Origin of the sequence: Tenacibaculum maritimum NCIMB 2154, from assembly GCF_900119795.1 — a bacterium.
GTDB lineage: Bacteria > Bacteroidota > Bacteroidia > Flavobacteriales > Flavobacteriaceae > Polaribacter > Polaribacter maritimus.
This window is the reverse complement of sequence record NZ_LT634361.1, coordinates 1885348-1909972: the sequence shown is the minus strand read 5'-3', so window position 1 is coordinate 1909972 and position 24625 is coordinate 1885348. Positions and strand designations below refer to the sequence as shown.

Genomic DNA, 24625 nt, shown 5'->3' with positions numbered 1-24625 from the left:
AGATTTATATACGTGTCCTGTTGCTCACGGTGAATAAGGTTAGACTTTATGAAACTGGTGATATAGCCTTCGGCTGTTTTTGCAGGAATGTTTAGTTTTTTGGCTACCTCCAAATACTTTTGACGGTTAAAGTTTCTTGGTAAAGCGTATGGAGTGTCTACATTTGTTGAGACGAATTAATTGAGTCCATAAATAGTATATTTGAATTATGGCAAAAAAGAGAAGTTGAAAACCTGTAAACATCAATAAGAGAAGAGGTTAGCTAAGAAAAGGAAGTGTAATTACTTCCCAATACAGAAATTTCCAAAAATATGCCCTAAAATATCCTTGTCAACATCATACTCACCAGTAATATTTCCTAAATGACGTAAGCACTCACGAATATCAATAGAAAATAAATCAGTAGAAATACCTAAGTCAATCCCTTCCTGTACAGCATGAATAGACGCTAAAGCATGAGTAAGAGCTTCAAAATGACGAGAATTGGTAACAATAGTTTCATTATTACTTAAAGCACCTGTATTAACCAAAGAAGTCAAATGCGATTTTAATGCTTCGATACCAGTTTTTTGTTTTGCTGAAAGTAAAATCAAATGGTCGATTTCTGATTGTAAAATAGCAGTATCATGACAAGAAAGAGTATCTATTTTATTAGCAATAACCAATAAACGCTTGTTAGGAAAACGTTTTTTAATAACTTTAATCTCTTGTAAAAACTCCTCGCTTGAATCTATAAATTTATGAGCATCAATTAAAAAGAGAATCAACTGAGCATTTTCAGCCTTTTCATACGCTTTTTTTATACCAATATTTTCAACAAAATCTTTAGTCTCTCTAATCCCTGCCGTATCAATAAAACGAAAAGCAACCCCATGAATAACAAGTTCATCCTCAATAGCATCTCGCGTAGTACCTGCAATATCTGAAACAATAGCTTTTTCTTCATCCAATAAGGTGTTTAGTAAGGTCGATTTCCCAACATTAGGCTCCCCAATAATAGCAACAGGAATTCCATTTTTCATAGCATTACCAAAAGCAAAGCTATCAATCAAACGCTTTAAAACCAATGTTATTTTAGCCACCAATTCTTTAAACTTAGAACGATCAGCAAATTCAACATCCTCACCAGAAAAATCGAGTTCTAATTCAATTAAAGCAGCAAAATCTAATAACTGTGTACGCAGTACCTTTAGCTCATTAGTAATACCCCCGCGCATTTGTTGTATCGCCATTTGATGACTAGCAGCAGAATTCGAAGCAATCACATCCGCCACAGCTTCTGCCTGACTCAAATCCATTTTGCCATTTAAAAAAGCACGCATAGTAAATTCCCCGTTATCCGCCATTCTACAACCATTTTTTAAAAACAACTGAATTATTTCTTGTTGAATAAAACTAGAACCGTGGCAAGAAATTTCTACCACATTTTCACCTGTATAGCTATGCGGATTCTTAAAAATAGAAACTAAAACTTGATCTAAAACAACACCATTATTTACAATATGACCTAGGTGTAAAGTATGAGTTTTTTGAAGAAGTAATGATTTTTCTTTTTTTACAGATTTAAAAAAAGAATTTACAATTTCAATAGATTTTTCACCAGAAAGTCTAATAACAGCAATAGCTCCAACTCCAGCAGGAGTTGCTAAAGCAATAATAGTATCGTTTTGTATCATGCCACAAAAATAAGTATATATATTGTATTCCGTAAAATATACGATTGAAGTTTCTTGATATTTGTTAAAATAAAGAATATGTACCAGTTAACCTTTAAAGAAGAAAACGAGTGGATGATTCCAAACACCTTTAAAAGGCAATTAGAATGACATCCTTTTAAGCTAATTGGAATAACAGCATACCTACACGAAGCATTTCCAATGCATATTTAGAACTTCAAGAAGTTAGAAAAAAAAGAAAAAAGCTTGGGTGTATTTTTTATAAAAACGTAACTTTGGAACACTAAAAAAATAATTAAATACCATTTGTTATGAAAAAAACAATGAAGCTACTTAGTATATTACTATTGGTATTCATAAGCAACGCCTGTAAAAAAACAACAGCCACAGAAAGCAATATACATGCCTACAGCGAGTACATCACCATGTATCCTGAAAAGATGATTTCAGTGGTACCAAAACTCGATTTCTTTTTAAAAAAAGAACTTAGAGAAGCAACAATAGCAGAAGATGTTATAAGCATAAGTCCCAAAGTAGAAGGAGAAGTACTATTTAGAGATCAAGTACTATCCTTTATACCCAAAGAAAAACTAAAAAGCAATGCCTTATATACAATAACATTGCATTTATCGAAGCTTTATGAAGATATTTCACCCGATTTAAAAGATTTTACAATAAAAGTAAAAACGAAAGAGCTATTATTTAACGTAGCATTAGAATCGCCAACTGTATTAACTAAAGATTGGTATGCCGTAACAGGGGTATTAACAGCAAGTGATGTAATTGATACCGCTAAATTAGGAACTATTATAACGGCAAATTATGAAGGAAAGCCTAAAAAAATAATTTTTGAAACCTTTGAACCACTGGCTTCAAAAGTACATTTTAAAATAGATAGCTTACAACGCTTTGAAGAAAATAAAGACCTAAAAGTTTCTTGGAGTGGAGTAGAAATAGCTTCCGCATCAGAAGGAACTCGAGAACTAACCATTGCAGGAAAAAATAACTTTAAAATCTTAGACATTGAAGTAGTAAATGATGATAAGCAATACATCGAAATCAGTTTTTCCGATCCAATCAAAAAAGCACAGCATATAAAAGGACTAATTCAGTTGACAAATACCCAAAAAAGAAAATTTACTTATGGCATTAAAAAGAACATAGTTACCCTTTATCCAAGAGCTTCTTTTAAAAATAATGTAACTATTGAAGTGTTTAAAGGAATACAAAGTATTGGAGGATACACTTTAAAGAATAACTACAGTAAAACCCTGTATTTTGAACAGCTAAAACCTTCCGTCAGTTTTATAAATAGCGGATCCATATTACCCAATTCCTCTAATGTAAAATTGAACTTTAAAGCAGTTAATTTAAAAGCAGTTGACGCAACAGTTTATAAAATTTACAAAAACAATATATTACAGTTTTTACAAACGAACAATGTAAACAATCAAGGGAGCTTAAATTATGTAGGAAGACCCGTTGCTAAATATACAGTAAACCTAAGCAACCAAGGTCTTGATTTGGATAAAGAAAATGTATTTGCTATTGATCTATCAGAAATCACAACTATAGAACCTGGAGCAATGTATCGTGTAGCCTTATCCTTTAATGAAGCATATTCAAATTATGTTTGTGATCAAAAAGCACCAAAAACAACGATTATTTATGGAAAAAAAGAAATAGCAACTGAAAATTATGACCGTATTAGTTACGATGACGAGTATTATGATACCTACGATTGGAACGAACGAGACGATCCATGTACTGCATCATATTATTATGATAAAAAAATTAGTACGAATATTTTAGCTACCGATTTAGGAGTTATTGTAAAAAAAGGGAGCAATGCCACTACTTTTGTTGCAGTAACCAATTTGTTAACAACAGCGCCAGAAGAAGGCGCAAAGGTAACTTTATACAATTTACAACAACAACCAATCAAAACATCACAAACCAATAAAGAAGGAGTCGCTATCTTTGAAGGAATAAGCAATGCATTTTTTGCTGCAATAACCAAAGAAAATAGCACAACCTATGTCAAATTAAACGATGGAAACTCCTTATCTATGAGTAAGTTTGATGTATCAGGAGTAAAGCTTCAAAAAGGAATAAAGGGATACCTTTATGGAGAACGAGGTGTATGGAGGCCTGGTAACCAACTCTTTTTAACATTTGTTTTAAATGATAAAGCAAACCCCATTCCAGAGAAGCATCCTATAAAATTTGAGCTCCTCAATCCCCAAGGAAAACTGATACATAGAAAGCTACTTTATAAAAACAAAGCCAATGTATATGCATACGCACCAAAAACCAACGAAAATGCACTTACAGGAAACTGGAAATTACGTGTAAGCGTAGGAGGAGCAGTATTTCAGAAAACATTAAAAATAGAAACGATTAAGCCAAACCGCCTAAAAATACAATTCAGTATGACGGAGGAAGAAGAATTCATAAAGGCAAACAGTTCTATGAAAGGAAAGGTAGTCGTAAAATGGTTACACGGAGCCATAGCAAAAGACTTGAAGATAGATATTAATGGAAAGTTTAGACAAACAAAAACAGTATTTTCAACGTTTAAAAACTATAACTTTGATGATGTGGCTAAAAGATTTGGTACAGAGGAGTTCAGGGTTGGTGAAGGAACTTTAAATGAAGAAGGACTTGCTACTTTTTCAGTAAAACCTAAATTGAATAGAGGAGCACCTGGCATGTTAAAGGCTAGCTTTATTACTAAGGTGTATGAAAATGGAGGAGATTTTAGCACGGATGTATTTTCAAAAAAAGTATCACCTTATACAAGTTATGCAGGATTGCTAAATGCTGAGGAACAACAATCTAAAAACTATTTGTTTACAGATGAAAATTATACTTTTAACGTTGTTTCTGTAAATGAAAAAGGAGTAGGAATCCCTAATACTTTAAGAGTACAGATATATAAATTATCTTGGCGTTGGTGGTGGAATACAACCAATGATGGACTTTCTAACTATGATGGAACAAATTACCATGAACCATATAAAACAGTAACGGTAACTACTGATGCAAATGGAAAAGGAGCTTTTGACTTAAAAGTTGATAAGAATGATTGGGGGCGTTACCTGATTAAAGTATTAGACAGAAAAAGCAAACACGTAACATCAAATGTGGCTTATTTTGATTGGCCATCTTGGTATGGAAAGAAAAGAGGTAGCCAAGACAAAACCAATGCTACGATGTTGGTGTGTACTACTGATAAGGAATCTTATAAAATACATGAAACCGCTACAATAAAATTTCCATCTTCAGAAGGAGGTAGGGCATTAATAACGATTGAAAACGGAACACAAGTACTCGATCATTTTTGGGTAACTACAACAGCGCAACAAACCACGTTTAATTTTCCCGTATTACCAACTTATACACCTAACGTATTTGTGAATATTTCATTACTACAAGCACATCACCAAACAGAAAATGATTTGCCCATGCGTATGTATGGAACTATTCCAATGGAAGTAATTGATGAAACAACAAAATTAACGCCAGAAATTAAGATGGCTGAAGAATTACAGCCAGAAACAATAGCCACTCTTGAGGTCAAAGAAAAAGAAGGAAAACCAATGACATATACTATTGCTGTAGTAGATGAAGGCTTATTGGATTTAACAAGATTTAAAACCCCTAATCCATGGAATACCTTTTATGCAAAACAGTCATTGGGAGTAAAAACTTGGGACATCTTTGATGATGTTATTGGTGCCTATGGTGGAAAAGTAAATCAAATATTAAGTATTGGAGGTGATGAGTCAGAAGCAGGTAGCAAAAATAAAAAAGCAAACCGTTTTAAACCCATGGTAAGGTATTTAGGCCCATTTACCTTAAAAGAAGGAGCTACAAAAAAGCATCACATTCAAATACCTAAGTATATAGGAGCTGTAAAGGCAATGGTTGTAGCAGCGAATACAGATAAGGAAGCTTATGGAAGTAGTGAAAAAACGGCTTTTGTACGTAAACCTGTGATGATTTTAGCATCCTTACCCAGAAAAATAACACCACAAGAAACGGTTACTTTGCCAGTAACTGTATTTGCCATGAAACCAAGCGTAAAGAGAGTAGCAGTAACTGTACAACCTGATGCTTCTTACACAATTATAAGCAATGCTAGCCAAGAACTTTCATTCAATGAACCAGGTGAAAAAATGGCATATTTTAAACTAAAAGTAAATGACTTTAAAGGAATAGGAAAAGTAAAGGTAATAGCAAGATCAGGAAGTGAAAAAGCATCGTATGAAGTAGCAATAGATGTATTGAATCCTAATCCAATTACAACGGAAGTAAAGGATATGGTATTAAAATCAAATGCCGAAAATGAACTTTATTTTACAAATTTTGGAACTAAAGGAACAAATGCTATCAGTGTGGAGTTATCTACTTTACCACCAATGAATTTTACCAAACGTATGGAGTACTTAATTCAGTACCCGCATGGCTGTGTAGAACAGACTACATCAAGTGCATTTCCACAAGTGTATTTGCCTGAAATCTTTGAATTATCTGAAGAAAAGCAACAAGCTATAGAACGAAATATAAAAGCAACAATACAACGATTGTCTGATTTTCAATTATCAAATGGAGGACTGTCTTACTGGCAAGGAGGGAGTAGTGCTGATAGTTGGGGAACTTCTTATGCAGGGCATTTCATGATAGAAGCTGCTAAAAAAGGATACGCGTTACCTATAGGTTTTAAAACAGCATGGATAGGGTATCAAAAAGAGCGTGCAAGAAGTTGGAGGAATAATAATAGCTATGATAACAATGCATTGTCACAAGCCTATAGATTATATACATTGAGTTTGGCAAATAGTGCTGATTTGGCCTCTATGAATCGTTTGCGTAGCACAAATGGTATTTCTAATGAAGCAAAAATGCGATTGGCAAATGCGTATGCAATTATAGGAAAAGAACCGATTGCAAAAGCAATTTTGAGAACATTAACTACAAAAAACTATGCTAAAAGACGTTACTCAAATTATGGATCGGAAATGAGAAATAGAGCAATGGCTTTAGAAACCTATACCTTATTACAAAACGAAACAAAGGCTATAAAGTTAGCTAAAATAATAGCAGAAAGCTTGTCGAGCGAAGCATGGATGAGTACTCAAACTACTGCTTTTAGCTTACTAGCAATGAGTAAATATGCCTTGAAAAATGGAGGAGCAGAAGGAATTAATGCAAGTTATTCATTGAATGGAACGAGTAAAAAAGTAAGAATTTCTAAAGCATTATACACACAAGATTTAAAAGGTAGCCAAAAAGAAAATACTTTTAAAGCTATAAATCATGGAACAGGAGTACTATATGTACGTGTATTTCATAAAGGAATTTTGCCGGTAGGATCCGAAAAGGTAATGCAGAATAATTTGGAAACCTCCATTGTTTATAAAACAAAAGAAGGAGCTAGTATGCTCCCTACAAGGATCGCACAGGGTACTAATTTTATTGCAGAAATAACGGTTAAAAATACAACGAATAAACATATTAAAAATGTAGCATTAACAACGTTAATTCCTTCTGGTTGGGAAATTATAAATACACGTTTTACAGATTTTGGGAATCATACAAGTACTTCAAAAGTAGATTATACAGATATTCGTGATGCAAGTATTAGGAATTATTTTAGTGTAAGAAGCCACCAAACAAAACGATTCCAAGTATTATTAAATGCTTCTTATTTAGGAAGGTATTATCTACCAGGAATACAAGTAGAGGCAATGTATGATAATGATTATGTAGCACGTACGAAAGGACAATGGATTGAAGTAATAAATTGAAGGAAAAGACAGTATTTTGATAAGAAATAAAAAAATGCGATGTTCACTTTTTTTAAAGCAATGCTAACATATAGCCAATAAACAGTATAAGGTTTACGATTCCAATAAAATCATAGTTGTGTATAGTAAACCTTTTAAAACGTACTGTAATAATGGCTTCAAATAAATAAGAAGGTATAGAAAGTTGGATGTAAAATGAAAAAAGACTATTTCTTTAAGGGGATATATTGCTGTATAAACAATGGTTTAACTTATTTTAGGAAACACCCGATAAAGATAATTATTGTAAGCATATCTATAATTGCTTACTACTATTGTTTGCCGAGGAAATTGTTTGAGGTGCCAACTTCTACAGTAGTTACCGCAAAAAATCACGAATTATTAGGAGCTGTAATAGCAAAAGATGGACAGTGGCGTTTCCCCGAAGTAGCCTCAGTACCTAAAAAATTTGAAATATGTATTTTGAAGTTTGAAGATGCACATTTCTATTGGCATTTTGGCTTTAATCCAATATCTATAGGAAAAGCATTGGTAGAAAATATAAAAGCAAAGCGAGTGGTAAGAGGAGGAAGTACCATTAGCCAACAGGTCATTCGCTTGGCACGAAACCATAAAAAACGATCTTATGCTGAAAAAATAAAAGAATTGCTATTGGCAACTCGATTAGAATTTAGGTATTCCAAAGAAGAAATATTAAAACTATATGCTTCGCATGCTCCCTTTGGAGGAAACGTAGTTGGCTTGGAAATGGCATCCTGGCGTTATTTTGGCTTGCAACCAGATCAACTTTCTTGGGCAGAGAGTGCTACTTTAGCAGTATTGCCCAATGCTCCTTCATTAATTTATCCAGGTAAAAATCAAGAACGATTGAAAAGGAAAAGAAATCGACTTTTAAGAAAATTATATGAAGCAGCAGCAATAGATAGTATCACATACATGCTAGCTATTGAAGAAAGCTTGCCCCAAAAACCATTTGATTTGCCTACAATAGCCCCTCATTTAGTGCAAGAAATTGCAAAGAAACACGAAGGGAAGTATGTACAAAGCTCTATTGATATCCATACGCAAAAACAAGTGAATTCTTTAGTACAGCAGCATTATTTTCGCCAAAAACAAAACGAAGTATATAATATGGCAGTATTGGTGTTAGAAGTAGCTACAAGAAAAATAGTGAGCTATGTAGGAAATTCGCCTACAGATAAAGCGCACCAAAAAGATGTGAATAATGTTATAGCGCCACGTAGTACTGGAAGTACTTTAAAACCATTTTTATATGCAGAAATGTTACAATCAGGAGATTTGCTACCTACTCAATTAATAGCTGATATTCCTACGGAAATAGCAGGATATAGCCCTAATAATTTTGATTTAACGTTTGATGGAGCAGTACATGCAAATGAAGCATTAACTCGTTCATTAAATATTCCAGCAGTACGCATGTTACAAACATATGGATTGGAAAAGTTTAGGGAACATTTAAGAAGGTATAAGATCCAAGATATTGATAAGTCAGCAGATTATTATGGTTTGCCATTAATTTTAGGAGGAGCAGAAGCTAGCTTATGGGATTTATGTAAAACTTTTGCAGCATATGCAGGCATTGTAAATCATTATAAAAGTTTGCAGTATCATTATTACGAAAAAGAGTTTGTAACTCCTAGTTACAAGCATACTGATACGGTAAATTTTGGAGCTATTAAAAAAGAAAATAATGATATTGACGCAGGAACTGCATTTACTGTTTTAGAGGTATTAACAGAGGTCAATAGACCTTATACAGATCAAGCTTGGAAATATTTTGATACTTCTCAAAAAGTTGCTTGGAAAACAGGAACAAGTTTTGGAAACAAAGATGCTTGGGCAATTGGGACGACTCCAAAATATGTAGTTGGTGTATGGGTAGGTAATTCTGATGGAGAAGGAAGATCAGATTTAACAGGAGTGGGAAGTGCTGCTCCTTTGATGTTTGATGTTTTTGACGTATTGCCAAAGTCAACTTGGTTTGCAACACCTTATGAAGATTTGGTAGCAGCGCGTATTTGTAAACAAAGTGGCTATTTAGCACTTCCAATATGTGAATGGGAGTTAAGAAATATTCCTAAAAATGGAGTTAAAGGGAAGTCATGTCCATATCATAGGCAAATAACAGTAGATAGTACGGTTCAATATCAAGTCCACTCTAATTGCGAATCAGTAAGCAAAATCAAGGTATTACCATGGTTTGTACTACCTCCTTTAATAGCGCATTATTATCAGCAAAAAAATACTGATTATAGAGAATTACCGAGTTATAGAAATGATTGTGTTGGTATAGCGGGAAGAAATACTATGGACTTTGTGTTTCCTACCAAAAACAGTTCGAAAATTTTTTTAACAAAAAACGAAGCATCTCAGATAAATCCGGTAGTTTTAAAATTAATGCATACTGATGCCGAAGCAAAGGTATATTGGTATTTAAATGATGAGTTTATCGGAGTTACACAACACTATCATGAGCAGGCTATACAACCAGAAAAAGGGAATTATAAAATTACAGTAATTGATGATTTTGGAAATGAAAAAACACGTTTTATCAATATAGAATAAAGCCTATAGAGAAAATTGTTACAGAAAAATAAGAATGTTGAAGTTATTTTTGTAACAGAAAACAAAACACTACGTCTGATAAGTATCAAACTAACCATTTAAAAAGGGGATTATGAAAAAAAACAACCAGTTATTAGTTTTAACTCATTTGAGTCAACTGTTAGATTTCGTCACAGGAATAGGAGGATTTGTGGTACCGCTAATACTATGGGTGTCAACGAAAGATGAAATTTTGCATATGGATGAGCATGGTAAAGCTATTTTAAACTTTCGTATTACCATGTTTATTTATTTTTTAATATGTATCCCATTAATTTTATTTTTTGGATTAGGAATCGTAGGCTTTTTAGTATTATGGGTCTTTTATATGATATTTCCAATTATTAATGCGATTAAGGCAAGTAATGATCAGATGCCAAATTATCCATTTACAATTACTTTTATAAGTTAATCAAATATTTAAAAAGAGAGAAAGTAAAGTAGTAAATTGATGTAGCAGTTATCAATGACTTTGTATATCTATATAAAGATAAAAAGTCCTTCTTATAAAAAGAAGGACTTTTTTGATTTACAATACAAACGCTTTAGTTTTTAATAAACTTCTTTACGCCAGTTTTATTATCAGTACTTTTAATTTTTACGATATACACCCCTTTGGAGAGCTCGTTACAATTAATAGTTAACTGATCAGTTTGTAATATTTTTTGTCCAACCATATTAAAAATACGTACGTTTTCAATATCTTGATAAGGACTCAAAATGCGAAGTATGCCATTAACAGGATTAGGATAAATACTTAATTTACTTGTAAAGACATCATCAATGCCAGCTGTAGCATTACAATTGGTACTATATTGAGCAATAGCATCTTTATGCCAAGAGTTAGGAATAGCGTTCTCATCATCAACTTGAATACATGCAAGATCTGAGTTGCCCCATATAGATACATAGTTGATATTTTCATTATGTCCATTTTTAATATTTAACTTGACAAGAAGGTTGTTAGAGCAAGCTACACTGGTTAGGTTTTTGTTGCTAGAGAAATCTAGCTCAGAAATTTTATTATCATTACAATCTAATCGATCTAATGAAGGAATTTTAGAAAGATCTAATGAATTAAGTTGGTTATAAGCACATGATAGATCTTTTAATTTAGGGGTGTTGGAAATTGTTAAATCAGCAATTTGATTGTTAGAGCAATCAGCAACGATTAGGTTTCTCATACCACTCAAATCTAAGTTGGTAAGCTGATTATTTTTACAAAGTAACCATTCTAAGTTTTTGTTATGAATTGTACTTAATTCAGTTAGCTGATTATTGGAGCAGCTAAAATCTTTTAATTTTAAATTTTTGGAGAGATCTATAGTTGATATTTGATTAGAGTTTACTGCTAATTTAATTAGATTTAGAGCATTAGAGGTATCTAAATTAGTAATTTGATTATTATCAACATAGAGCTCCTCTAATACTAAATTAGAACCTATGTTTAAACTGGTAAGTTTATTGTTAGAGCAGTGTACCCTTTTTAATTTCGTATTTTTAGAAAGGTTTAATTGAGAAATTAGATTATAATTACAGTTCAGTTCTGTTAAATTTATAAAAGCTTCGATACCTGTTAAATCTTTGATTTTTTTGCTTTCTGATTGCTCACGGTTAGGAATATATATATATTCAGAATATTTTGTTGCTTCTGTAACTTGTATTTCATCGTCATTATTGGTATTGATAAACGGGTTTTTTATTAAATATGCTTTAAAATTAGGATCAGGGATATAAACTACAGGTTCTTTTTCAAAAACAGCAGTAATACTTTTATGATTGTTTATCACAATTTTTATAGAGGTAGAAGCATGATCATTATCAATATCTCCAAGCCATCTAACAAACCTGTAACCACTATTAGGAACAGCATGTAGCGAAACGGATGTATTGTACTCAAAAACCTCATTTGAAGGATAAGAAGAGGGAGTTAAATGTATCGTACTAGTGCCTATGGTAACTGCTCCATTATTAGCATTTATTGTTAGTGTATGTTGCGTTTTTTTAAAAATAGCAGTAATATTTTTATCGGCGTTTACTGTAACGTTTAATGGGTTGATTTTTCCAGTAACATCTCCAGCCCATTCAGAAAACTCATACCCTGTATTAGGTATTGCTTCTAATGTAACGACGGTTCCTTTATCATAACTATCATCAATAAGAGCAGGAGTGGTATTTATTTTTCCTTCCTTATCATTAATATTAACTGTAAAGTTAAAAGTATTACAGTTGTTTTTATATTTAGCATTTCTACCCTTCATCCATAAATCTGTAGATTGTCCATTTGCTAAGTTAACATCATCTACTTGGATGCATAAAAGATTAGGGTTATTATGAGCTTCGAAGTTTTTTAAATTATGATTATTACCATTTTTAATGTTTAAAGAGCTGAGTTTATTATTATCGCAATAAAAAGAATATGCTAACTTTTTATTTTGACTAAGATCTAATGTTTCTAGTGCATTATATGAACAGAAGAAGGTTTCTAACTCTTTATTATCGGAAACATCTAATGTTGTTAGTTTATTACGACTACAATCTAATCTAATCAATAAAGGATTATGTTGGGTATTTATGTCAACAATATTATTGCTACCGCAGAATAAGTACGCTAATTGTGGATTATTAGACGTATTCAAACGAGTAAGTTGGTTATCGGTGCAATATAAAAATGTTAGAGCAAGGTTTTTAGAAAGATCTAGCTCACGTAGTTTATTTGCATCGCAAGATAATTCTTCAAGTTTTGTATTATTAGTAAGATTTAATTCAGATAACTTATTAACTCTACAAGATAATTTTTTTAAATTGTTATTGTGAGATATGTCTAAACGTGTTAGTTGGTTTTTACCGCAATAAAGCACCTCCAAGGCGGTATTTTTAGAGATATCTAATGTTTTTAGTTGATTGCTACTGCAATTGAGTACCTCCAAAGCAGTATTTTTAGAGATATCTAATGTTTTTAGCAGGTTAGATTGCAAGGCAAGAAATTTTAATTTCTTAAAATGCTCAATACCTGTTAAGTCAGATACTTTTTCATCATTTCTCAGGTCTCTTATATAATTTCCTTCTTCATCAAGTTTATCATTAAGATATATTTTTCCTGTAAAGTTGTTTGCTTCAGATTTTTGAATTTCATTGTCATTATTAGTATTAATTAGTTTATTAGCTACTAAATATGCTTTAAAATTAGGATCAGGAATGTTAATTATTGTTTGGCCATCAAGATTATTTTGAGCAAAGCCGCTAAAAAAATAGCCAAAGCATAGCAGAATAAGGGTGATTTTTTTCATGTTTAATCAGGTTGTTTTTTGGGCGCTAATCTAGAGATAATCTAATTAAGAATAATGTTAAAAAAAGACTAAAAATTCCTTATAAAAGAACCTCTTTTAAGGTTCTTAAAATAAAGAAGCCCCTGAGGTAAAAGCAGGGGCTCTTGAATCTTATAATAAAGTAGCTTAGTTTTTAATAAACTTTTTTATGCCAGTTTTATGATCAGTGCTTTCAACTTTCAAGATGTACACACCTTTAGAGAGTTCGCTACAATTGATAGTTAACTCATCAGTTTGTAGTATTTTTTGTCCAACCATATTAAAAATATGTACATTTTTAATATCTTGATGTTGGTTTTTAGTAATACGAAGTAAATTGTTTACAGGATTAGGATAAATACTTAATTTACTTGTAAAGATGTCGTCAACACCAGCTGTAGCATTACAATTGGTGCTATATTGAGCAATAGCATCTTTATACCATGGAGCAGGAATAGCGTTTATATCATCAACTTCAATACAAGTAAGGTTAGGATTATTTGTAGCATCAAAGTTGTTTAATAAATGCCCTATATTGATGTTTAAATTGCTAAGGTTGTTATTAGCACAATTTAAGGTTTCTAAATTTGTATTATTAGAAATATCTAATTTTGTAAGTAGGTTTCCATTACATTTTAAAGAGCTTAGATTCGGATTATTAGAAGTATCTAATGTGGTAAGCTGATTGTTACTACAGGTCAATATGTTTAAAATAGGACTATTAGGTGCACTTAATTCTTGTAAACTATTATTGGAGCATTGTAACACTTCTAGCTTTGTATTTTCAGATAAATCTAAGTTAGGCACCAAATTAGTTTCTATTTTTAACTCTTTAAGCTCCGTACAACTAAATAAACCAGTATAAAAAATTTGATTATTATTAGCATTAACAATTTTTAGTTTAGGATTATTAGATAGAACTAAATAACTAATTCGGTTATAGCTACAATCAAGTTCAACTAAGTTTTTAAAAGCTTCGATACCAGTTAAATCCTTGATTTTTTTACTTTCTGATTTTCCTTCTCCAGAAACATAAATTACTCCTGAGTAAGCTTCTGCCTCCGCTACCTGTATTTCATTATCATTATTTGTGTTAATGAGTTGTTTGCCTATTAAAATCTCTTTAAAATTGGCATCAGGAATATACACTACGGGAGTAGCGTCTTTTTCAAACACAGCGGTCACATTTTTATCACCATCCATTTTAATGGTTGCAATAGGAGTATTAACAGTAATATCTCCAGTCCATTTTACAAATTTGTATCCATTACTAGGTTTAGCATTCAGTGAAACCATAGTATTGGGAGGAAAGTTTCCGCTTATAGGATACTTAGTAGGAGTTTGGGTTAAATTGTTGGCTGTTACAGCAATAACTCCATTAGAAGCATTTAATGTTAATACATTAGCAGTTTTTTTAAAAACAGCAGTAATGTTTTTATCTGAGTCTAGAGTAATCTTTAAAGGATTGGTATTTCCTGTCACATCACCAGTCCATTCAACAAATTCGTAACCATTATTAGGATTGGCATTTAATGTAATTTCCGTATTGTGATCAAACACGACTTTGGTAGGGTATGGATAAGGATTGGTGACTACATTTCCAACTTTTATGATAAGGCTACCTCCATTGCTAACATCTGCGGTTAAGGTGTGTTGTTGCGCCTTTTTAAAAACAGCTGTAACCTTTTTGTCACTATCCATGGTAATCTTTAAGGAGCTTGTATTTCCTGTCACATCCCCAATCCATTCAACAAATTCATATCCATTACTAGGAGAAGCATTCAGTGTAACCTCTGTATTTTCATCAAATACAGCATTAGTAGGGTATGGGTAAGGTGCCAATACAGCACCATTAACTTTCATAGTAATACTTCCACCATTATTAGTGTCTATTGTTAAGTTATACTGTTGTGCTTTCTTAAAGCTCGAAGCAGTAATTTCTGTTTGTTTGTTGTTAATTAGGAGTTCATTAGTTTTGGGGTTTTGAATTTGACTATTGTTGTTAATGTTCACTGATTTATGAAGCGCTGAAAATGTTTTGAAACTAGCGTTTCTAAAGCTAGTTATTTTTTGTTCTTCATTACAGTTAGTTCGTGCAAAACCATTTAAAAAAGGTAAAAAGCACAACAGGATAAGTACATGTTTTTTCATATTTATTTGGGTTATTTTTATGCTAATTTAACTATAAATAAGACAGCTTTAATGTTAAAAAAAGCACAAAAAGCAAATTGATGAAAACGTAGAAAACCCTTATGTTTTATAACTTTATAGAGGTGTTTTGGTATTTTTATTGGTGAAAATTAATAAAATTACCAAAAAACTTTTCTGTTGATAATTTTAAGCGCTTTTTTTTGCTCTAAATTTTTAATCGTACGTATGACAGTTTCGACGCGCAAGCCTAAAATATCAGCAATTTGTTGCCTAGTGTAAGGTACTTTAAAGTTAAAAGAGCCATTGATATGGTGAACATCATTTTTTAAATAATCAAAAAATCTAATAATTCTATGTGTAGGTTCTTGATTAGATATTTCAGAGGCAATGATTGCTTTATAATATAATTTATTGGCTAAGCTTTTTGTTATATTCAAATGAATTTCGGGCTGTGCATAAAGTAGCTGTAATAAAGCTTTTTTGGGAAGTATAAAAAGGGTGGTTTTTACTAAAGTTATAGCATTAGCAGGATAGGTTACATTGATAAATAAAGGAGGTTCTCCAAAACTCTGTTGCTTATAAAAAATTCCTTGGATAAACTCTTTTCCGTCATCATTAAAATTACTCATTTTTACCGCTCCTGAAATTATTTGATAGTAGTTTTTAGCATACTCGTTTTCAGAAAAAATAATTTTATTTTTTGTGTATTCTTGAGTCTTGGCTCCGTATTTTAATAAAAGTTCGTTGTGAATCATTATGATTTAAGTCATAAATTGCAAATGGTATAAAGATATACTTTTGAGCATATAATATTTTATAAATATGGAATTAAAAGAAATAGAAAATAGAGAAGATATTTATATATTGGTATCCACTTTTTATGATAAGATAAAAAAAGATGAGTTCATAGGACCTATCTTTTTAAAAATGATTTCAGCAAACGAATGGAGCCATCATCTTGAAAAGTTAACTGATTTTTGGGAAACTAATTTGTTTTTTGTTCGTAAATTCAAGGGAAACCCAGTAAAAGTACATCAGCATATAGATATTGTATATAATTATAGCATAACTCAAAAACATTTTGGAAAGTGGTTAGAGCTTTGGTGTAGTACGGTCGATGAATTGTTTGAAGGTAGAAAAGCAATAGAAGCCAAAGAAAGGGCAAGAAATATAGCTTTTATGCTTTTTATGAAAATGTTTAAAGAGAAGCCTAAAGAAACAAATTGACTATTTTATATATTTACCAAAGTAAATTCGTTAAAGTAATTAAAGAGAGGGAAGTAAAAGACAGTTTTAAAAAATTAATAGCTTATAGTTGTTACATTTGTATTCATTGCTGTGAGTGTAGTAGTAATTAAGAAGAGAATTGAAGCAGTATTATGAATAACCAATACCTGAGAAAGTCAAGTGATGACCATATCTAGCATAATTAGTCTTATAGATATTTCCATTGAATTGCCTTCCCCTTTGTAAATGAATCCACCCATCCAATAAATAAGTTTAGAAAGAGTATTGTTTCTGCTTGTAATTTCATTACTCGCTATTAGTTGCGTATTCATGAGTAAAAGCTTTATGAGGCAAATTTACAAATCATCTTATAATTCATTGATGGTTCCAATGATAAGGAAGAAGAACTACTAAAATCAGTTATTGAGAGATCTAAAATATTATGGCGAATATATTTTTTAGGAAGATTAGATATTTTTATATTCACACTCTAAAATAAAAATAGTGGAAACAACAATACTTCTATATCTTTTTGTAGCTTTTTTAGTAAGTACTGCTATTGCATTCTTTCAGTATTTTTATAAAAATAAAGATCAAAGGAAGGTCAATATTCTTTTATTTTCCTTAAAACTAATCAGTCTTTTTTTATTGTTTGTGTTATTTATAAACCCAAAAATAACCACAAAAACAACTAAAAATAAGAAGCCAGTATTGGCTGTTGCTATAGATAATTCCCTTTCTATAAAACATTTTAAAGAAACAGAAAAAGCAAAAAAAATAGTTGAAGAGTTCAAAAAAAGTAAAGCGCTAAACTCTAAATTTGAGGTAAATTATTTTGCTTTCGATGAAGATATAAAAACTTTAGATAGTTTATCATTTGATAAAAATCAAACAAATATTTCCCAAGCAATTCAATCTATAAATAATTTGTATGAAAATGATCTAGGAGCAATTATCATGCTTACTGATGGAAATCAAACAATAGGGAACGATTATGAATTTATAGCAAGTAAGCAAAGTATTTATCCTATTGCATTAGGGGATACAACTGCATACAATGACATAAAAATAGCGCGATTAAACGTAAATAAATATAGCTATATAAAAAACAAGTTTCCAGTAGAAGTAATGCTTTATTATGAAGGAAAAGAGAAGGTGACTACCAAGTTTTCAATATATAGAAATGAGAAAAATATATATTCAGAAAAGATTTATTTTACGCCTCAAAATAATACAAAAACAATAAGAGTTAACTTAATTTCATTAAAAGAAGGTATAGGGTATTATAAAGCTGTAGTAGGTGAAATTTCTAAAGAAAAGAATACTAAGAATAACTATAAAAATTTTTCTGTAGAAGTAATAGATGAACAACTTAAAATAGGAATTGTATCTTCAATTAATCATCCAGATTTAGGAGCTCTTAAAAAAGCAATAGAAGTAAATAAACAACGTAAGGTTGAAATTTTAGATTTGTCTAAAAAAAATAACTATAAAAATGATTATCAGTTGCTTATATTATATCAGCCGAATAATAAGTTTAAGAATCTGTTTGAGTGGTTAAATGCTGAAAAATTAAACTATATGATTGTTTCAGGAGCTCAAACAGACTGGGGCTTTTTAAACAAACAACAATCTTTTTTTACTAAAAACACCATTCAAAAATTAGAAAGGTATGGAGGAGGATATAATGATCGTTTTTTAACCTTTCAGCAGAAAAATATCGGGTTTAATGGTTTGCCTCCTCTTCAAGATAAATTCGGTGAGATTACTGCAAAAGGAGTATTTCAACCATTGCTTTTTCAAAAGATCTCAGGAATATTAACGAAGCAACCATTATTAGCTACTTTTGAGGAAAATAACCAAAAAATAACTGCGTTATTTGGAGAAGGGATATGGAGATGGAGAGCTAGTTTATTTCGTAAGGAGAATACCTTTGAAGAATTTGATGCGTTTATAGGAAATATTGTTCAATATTTAAGTACAAACAAAAAAAGGGCAAGGTTAGAAGTTGAAGGAGAAAATTTATATCCAGCAAATTCAGTGGTGAATATTTCAGCTTTTTATTTGGATAAAAACTATCAGTTTGACAATAGAGCTTCTTTACAACTTACACTAACCAATAAGGCAACGAAGTCTATAAAAAGGCTTCCTATGTCTTTGGTAGGAAATTCATACCAAGTAAGCATAGAAAGTTTAGCACCTGGAAATTATTCATATCAAGTATCAGTTGCTAATCAGCAGTTAAAAGTTTATGGTAGGTTTAAAATAACAGATTATGAAGTAGAAGAGCAGTTTGTTAATGGAAACAATAAGAAATTAAAAGCATTAGGAGAAAGAACAAAAGGGAAATTATTTTATCCAAGCCAAGTAGTCGGGTTAAAGGAAAAGTTAATAGCAGATAGGTCTTTTTATACAACTCAGAAAGAAATAAAGACCACCCAAAACTTGATAGATTGGGAATGGATATTACTTTTTATAGCTACTCTACTAGCTACAGAATGGTTTATTAGAAAATACTATGGAAAAATATAATATAAAAAATTAAAATTCAAGAGAATGAAGTTTCATACAAGAAAATGGGTCAAGCCAGAAGATTTAAATCCAAACGGAACCTTATTTGGAGGTCGTCTATTGCAATGGATTGATGAAGAGTTAGGTATTTATGCAATTATTCAATTAGAAATACCGAGAACAGTAACTAAATTTATGTCTGAAATAGACTTTGTTAGCTCAGCAAAGCAAGGAGATATTATAGAAATAGGAATAGAAGTAGTAGCATTTGGAAAGAGTTCCATAACATTGCGTTGTGAAGTTCGTAATAAACTGACCCACAAAACAATTATCGAAATAGATAAAATAGTAATGGTAAGTTTAGGAGCAGATGGAAAGCCCATAGGGCATGGAAAAACAAAAGTAGAGTATGTTAAGGATCGGTTAAAAAAATAAAAAGGATTTTATTTTTTTATAAATTTGCACATTCATTATATCTGTGTTGAAAAAAGTAATACTTATCATATTGACATTATTACTCCTTGTACCACCAGTACAAGCGCATGCTGATACAATTGTTTTTGAAAATACTTCCGAAGTTCATTTCAATAGTTTGGAAAAAGGACACCATCAAAAACATCATCAACACGATACAGAAGAAGAAAGAAATACAGATCACCACCACCATTGCACTATTGTGGGAGTTTCAAGTGCAATAATAACACCTAATTTTAGTTTTCAATTTGTAAGATTTTCTCAAGCAAGAAAACGCATACATTTTTATAAAGAGCTAAATGCATCTAGTTTTTTAGATGAGCTTTTTCAGCCACCACAAATTTAATTTTATTTTAAAATTTAAGCAATCGCATATACTTCTATCAATAAAAAAGACAGAAGTAAGGTTGCTGTTTTAGATAATAAAATCATTTGATTATCAGAGCAAATGATGTAAAGCTAGTTTCGCTGCTTTAAAAAATTATCTTAATAAAATCGTATTAAAATAAAATTAAACAAATGAAAAATGTTAGATAGCATTATAAAATTTTCAATTAAAAATAAATTGATAATTGGTGCCCTTATAGTCATGTTAATTGGTATGGGAGTTTATTCTTTAAAACAATTACCTATAGATGCTGTGCCAGATATCACAAATAATCAGGTGCAAATAATAACATCAGCACCGTCACAGTCAGCACAAGATATAGAACGTTTAGTTACTTTCCCTATAGAAATGACTATGTCAAGCATTCCAAAGATAGAAGAAGTACGGTCTTTTTCTCGTTTCGGATTAAGTGTTGTAACCATTGTCTTTGAAGATAATGTAGATATCTATTGGGCAAGACAGCAAATAAATGAACGACTAGGAGAAGCAAAAAGTAACATTCCTGAAGGAATAGGATCTCCTGAAATGGCACCAGTAACTACAGGATTAGGAGAAATTTACCAATACACATTATTTCCTAAAGAAGGATTTGAAAAGAAGTTTTCAGCAATGGAACTCCGCTCTATTCAAGATTGGATTGTTCGCCGCCAACTATTAGGACTTGAAGGGGTGGCAGATGTAAGTAGCTTTGGAGGCCTATTAAAACAATATGAAGTAGCTGTTCAACCAGAGCGTTTGCAAACATTAGAGGTAAGTATCAATGAAGTGTTAGAAGCGCTTTCTAAGAATAATCAGAACACAGGAGGAGCCTATATTGATAAAAATCCAAAAGCTTATTTCATAAGAAGTCAAGGATTGGTAAAAACACCTGAAGATATTGAAAATGTAGTTGTTAAAAACGCAGCAAATGGAACTCCAATTCTAATTAAAGATATTGCTAAAGTACAATTAGGAAGTGCCATTCGATACGGAGCGATGACAAGAGATGGAAAAGGAGAAGTTGTAGGAGGTATTGTCATGATGTTGAAAGGAGCAAATTCATCCAAAGTAATTAAAAGAGTAAAAGATAGAGTTGCTCAAATACAAGCAAGCTTACCAGAAGGAGTAGAAATAAAACCTTTTTTAGATAGAACGAAGCTTGTTAATAAGGCTATTAAAACGGTAGCAACAAACTTAGTAGAAGGAGCTTTAATAGTGATATTTATACTGGTACTATTACTAGGAAATTTAAGAGCAGGTTTAATCGTAGCTTCTGTAATTCCATTATCAATGTTATTTGCTGTGATATTAATGAATTTGTTTGGTGTTTCTGGAAATTTAATGAGTTTAGGTGCTATTGATTTTGGAATAATAGTAGATGGATCGGTAATTATTGTGGAAGCAACTTTGCATTATTTAGGTTTAAAAAAATCAGGAGTTAAACTAAGTCAAGAAGAAATGGACGAAGAGGTGTATAATTCTGCCTCAAAAATAAGAACAAGCGCTGCTTTTGGAGAAATCATTATTTTAATAGTATATCTTCCAATTCTGGCACTTGTAGGAATTGAAGGAAAAATGTTCAAACCAATGGCAATTACGGTAAGTTTTGCTATTCTGGGAGCCTTTTTACTTTCTTTGACTTATGTTCCAATGATTAGTGCTTTGTTTTTAAAGAAAACAATAACAAATAAGGTAACGATCTCGGATAGAATAATAATGGCAATACAAAAAAAATATACGCCATTATTGGAGTTCGTTTTGAATTATAAGAAAGGGGTTATAATAGGAGTCGTACTTATTTTTGCATTGAGTATTTTTACGTTTAAAAATATGGGATCAGAATTTATTCCTTCTTTAGATGAAGGAGATTTAGCAGTACAGGCAAATGTATCTACAGGGAGTTCTTTATCATACACCATTGATGTTACGAATAAATCATCGCAACTATTAAAAAAGGAATTTCCAGATGAAATAGAGCAAATTGTAAGTAGAATAGGATCTTCTGAAATACCTACAGACCCAATGCCAGTTGAAATTGCAGATATCATTATTATTTTAAAGGATAAGAGTCAATGGAAGAAAGCGACTACTAAAAATGAGTTAACAGAAAAAATGAATGCGCTGCTAAGTCAAAATATGCTAGGGGTTAGTTATGGATTCCAACAACCCATACAAATGCGTTTTAATGAGTTGATGACTGGGGCGAGGCAAGATGTCGTATTAAAGATTTATGGAGAAGATTTGGATAAACTGGTTAAATACGCAAATGAGTTAGGGGGAATTATACCAACAGTAAAAGGAGCAGAAGATTTGTATATTGAAAAAATGACAGGTTTAAAGCAAATAGTTATTGATTATAATAGGAGTCAATTGGCTTTTTATGGTTTAAATATTTCGGATATCAATAGAGCTATCAATACAGCCTTTGCAGGACAAAGTGCAGGAGCTGTTTATGAAGGAGAAAAACGATATGATTTGGTAGTTCGTATGCCTAAGGAAAGACGAGGAAATATAGAGGATGTTCGCAAACTTTATATAACAACACCAAATGGAACTAAAATTCCGTTAGAGAGCGTTGCAAAGGTAACCTTTAAAGCAGGGCCTAATCAAATACAACGTGATGATGCAAAACGAAGAATTACCATTGGTTTCAATGTTCGTGGACGTGATGTAGCTAGTATTGTTAATGAGTTAAAGCTAAAGGTAAGTAAAAAAATGAAATTTGATCCAGGGTACTATATTACCTATGGAGGAACTTTTAAGAATTTAGAAGAGGCTAGAGCTCGATTAGGAATTGCTGTTCCTGTTGCGCTGTTATTAATATTCTTGTTACTTTATTTTACATTTAATTCTATTAAGCAAAGTATTTTAATCTATACGGCCATTCCAATGTCTGCAATAGGAGGGATATTCGCTTTGTGGTTGAGAGATATGCCTTTTTCAATTTCTGCAGGAATTGGATTTATAGCACTATTTGGGGTTGCTGTTTTAAATGGAATTGTATTGATTGCTGAATTTAATCGTTTGAAAGCACAGGGAATAACAGAAGTAAAAGAAATTATAAGAAAAGGAACCGCAGTACGTTTACGGCCTGTAATTATGACAGCGGCAGTAGCTTCTTTAGGTTTTTTACCAATGGCAATTTCTAGTTCAGCAGGAGCAGAGGTGCAAAAACCATTGGCTACCGTAGTTATTGGAGGCCTGGTATCAGCAACTTTATTGACCTTATTAATTTTACCTGTTTTATATATGATTTTTGAAGAGGGAAAGGGAATCAAAATAAGGTTTAAAAAGCTTACTACCGTTGTAGCATTATTAGGCGTATTTTTTGCCCAAGCTCAAGAGCAACCTAAAACATTAAGTGAAGAGCAAGTAGTGTCATTGTCTTTAGAAAAATCTGTGAAACTAAATAGTTCTAAGCTAAATATAACGAAGAATAAAATGGAAATACCTAAATCTGTTGATTTAGAACCAGCTTCAGTTCGGTATCAAGATATAGGAACGATGTCAGGGGTATCAGAAAAAGAGTGGGGACTTAGTCAAAATTTCGGAGGCATTCTAACGCATATTCAAAAAAGAAAGCTGGCATTGGCGAAATATGATTTATCTAAACTTTCGAATAAAATTTCGGAGAAAGAAGTAATACGAAATGCAAAAAGTTTGTATCAAGAATGGCATTATTTATATGGGTTGGTGAAATTGATGGAGGAGCAGCAAAAAAATACAAATCTGATAAAAGGGATTGCAAAAAAGTTATACGATGCTGGAGAAATAGGAGGCTTAGAAAATGATTTGACCAATTTGCAATCGTTAGGAGTGCAATCGCAAAAAAATAAAATTTATAAAGATTTTATTAGAGTAGAAAACGCACTAAAAGAAATGCTGCAATCCAAAGAAGCTATTGTGCCTTTAACAAAATACCCAGCAAAGAAGAAGCCCCTAATACAGCAAGATAGTTTGTCTGAATTATTTGAAGCTATTTTAGGAAAGCAGGATATGGTAGCCAAGAAAAAGATATCAGTAGCTCGATCAGTGTATTTTCCTGAGCTTACAGCAGGAGTATTGAAAAGAAGGTTGTCAGAAATGAAAGATACTTATAGAGGGTTTACTGTTGGAGTAAATATTCCTTTGTCTTTTTGGTCTAATAAAGCTAAAATAAAACAACAGAAAATAGCTAGGGAGGAGTTAGCGTATGTTAATAAATCAAAGAAAATAGCTATTCAAAATAACTTTAAAAGTTTGAAAGAGCAATTGCAATATTTAGAAGAAGAGCTAGTAAGTATCGAAAACACAGTAATTAAAGTAAATAAATTTATTAAGAAGTTACAATTAGCATATACTTCGGGAGAAGTAGATGCTTATAAGTACAATCAAAGTTTTAATACTTATTTTCAAGTAATGCAAAACTATTTATCACTTATCTATAACTATAACCAAACCGTAATTGCTTACGAATTTTATATAAAAGAATAA

The 24625-nt window shown here is 31.5% G+C and carries 13 protein-coding genes; 8 read left to right on the top strand and 5 right to left on the bottom strand.

Annotation, left to right across the window (positions count from 1 at the left end; translation table 11 throughout):
* Positions 1 to 281 precede the first annotated feature (281 nt).
* On the bottom strand, positions 282 to 1676 hold the full coding sequence (gene mnmE / locus MARIT_RS08525) for a tRNA uridine-5-carboxymethylaminomethyl(34) synthesis GTPase MnmE (RefSeq protein ID WP_100211291.1): 1395 nt from the start codon (positions 1674 to 1676) through the stop codon (positions 282 to 284).
* A 311-nt stretch (positions 1677 to 1987) separates the two neighbouring features.
* Between mnmE and MARIT_RS08520 the strand changes: the two genes are divergently transcribed.
* The 3 genes from MARIT_RS08520 (at position 1988) to MARIT_RS08510 (ending at position 10526) form a co-directional block, all read left to right on the top strand.
* Positions 1988 to 7489 carry an alpha-2-macroglobulin family protein gene (locus MARIT_RS08520; RefSeq protein ID WP_100211290.1) on the top strand — a complete coding sequence of 1834 codons (5502 nt, stop codon included), beginning with the start codon at positions 1988 to 1990 and terminating at the stop codon, positions 7487 to 7489.
* Positions 7490 to 7684: 195 nt separating this feature from the next.
* Positions 7685 to 10075 carry a penicillin-binding protein 1C gene (gene pbpC, locus MARIT_RS08515; protein WP_100211289.1) on the top strand — a complete coding sequence of 797 codons (2391 nt, stop codon included), beginning with the start codon at positions 7685 to 7687 and terminating at the stop codon, positions 10073 to 10075.
* A gap of 112 nt (positions 10076 to 10187) precedes the next feature.
* Positions 10188 to 10526: a DUF4870 domain-containing protein gene (locus MARIT_RS08510; protein ID WP_100211288.1), complete on the top strand. Its 339-nt coding sequence runs from the start codon at positions 10188 to 10190 to the stop codon at positions 10524 to 10526.
* Positions 10527 to 10659: 133 nt separating this feature from the next.
* Here MARIT_RS08510 and MARIT_RS08505 read toward each other — a convergent pair whose 3' ends face one another.
* The 3 genes from MARIT_RS08505 to MARIT_RS08495 all read right to left on the bottom strand — a co-directional run bounded on the left by MARIT_RS08505 (position 10660) and on the right by MARIT_RS08495 (position 16328).
* Positions 10660 to 13404, bottom strand: a complete 2745-nt coding sequence (locus MARIT_RS08505) for an InlB B-repeat-containing protein (protein WP_100211287.1) — start codon at positions 13402 to 13404, stop codon at positions 10660 to 10662.
* Positions 13405 to 13569: 165 nt separating this feature from the next.
* A complete protein-coding gene (locus MARIT_RS08500; RefSeq protein ID WP_100211286.1) occupies positions 13570 to 15573 on the bottom strand; it encodes an InlB B-repeat-containing protein in 2004 nt (667 codons plus the stop codon).
* Between the two features lie 158 nt (positions 15574 to 15731).
* The gene (locus tag MARIT_RS08495) at positions 15732 to 16328 is read right to left on the bottom strand and encodes a Crp/Fnr family transcriptional regulator (protein WP_100211285.1); all 597 of its coding nucleotides are present in this window, start codon (positions 16326 to 16328) and stop codon (positions 15732 to 15734) included.
* Between the two features lie 67 nt (positions 16329 to 16395).
* On the opposite strand from MARIT_RS08495, the gene MARIT_RS08490 reads away from it, so the two are divergent.
* Positions 16396 to 16800 carry a group III truncated hemoglobin gene (locus MARIT_RS08490; protein WP_024741784.1) on the top strand — a complete coding sequence of 135 codons (405 nt, stop codon included), beginning with the start codon at positions 16396 to 16398 and terminating at the stop codon, positions 16798 to 16800.
* A gap of 176 nt (positions 16801 to 16976) precedes the next feature.
* Here MARIT_RS08490 and MARIT_RS15490 read toward each other — a convergent pair whose 3' ends face one another.
* On the bottom strand, positions 16977 to 17132 hold the full coding sequence (locus MARIT_RS15490; RefSeq protein WP_157926231.1) for a hypothetical protein: 156 nt from the start codon (positions 17130 to 17132) through the stop codon (positions 16977 to 16979).
* Between the two features lie 172 nt (positions 17133 to 17304).
* On the opposite strand from MARIT_RS15490, the gene MARIT_RS08485 reads away from it, so the two are divergent.
* From MARIT_RS08485 to MARIT_RS08470, 4 genes are all read left to right on the top strand, one after another.
* Positions 17305 to 19332: a vWA domain-containing protein gene (locus MARIT_RS08485; RefSeq protein ID WP_231975116.1), complete on the top strand. Its 2028-nt coding sequence runs from the start codon at positions 17305 to 17307 to the stop codon at positions 19330 to 19332.
* Positions 19333 to 19356: 24 nt separating this feature from the next.
* Positions 19357 to 19746 carry an acyl-CoA thioesterase gene (locus tag MARIT_RS08480; RefSeq protein WP_024741782.1) on the top strand — a complete coding sequence of 130 codons (390 nt, stop codon included), beginning with the start codon at positions 19357 to 19359 and terminating at the stop codon, positions 19744 to 19746.
* 70 nt (positions 19747 to 19816) lie between these two features.
* Complete coding sequence (locus tag MARIT_RS08475) at positions 19817 to 20131, top strand: hypothetical protein (protein ID WP_159254639.1); 315 nt, start codon at positions 19817 to 19819, stop codon at positions 20129 to 20131.
* Positions 20132 to 20311: 180 nt separating this feature from the next.
* Positions 20312 to 24625: a CusA/CzcA family heavy metal efflux RND transporter gene (locus MARIT_RS08470; RefSeq protein WP_100211283.1), complete on the top strand. Its 4314-nt coding sequence runs from the start codon at positions 20312 to 20314 to the stop codon at positions 24623 to 24625.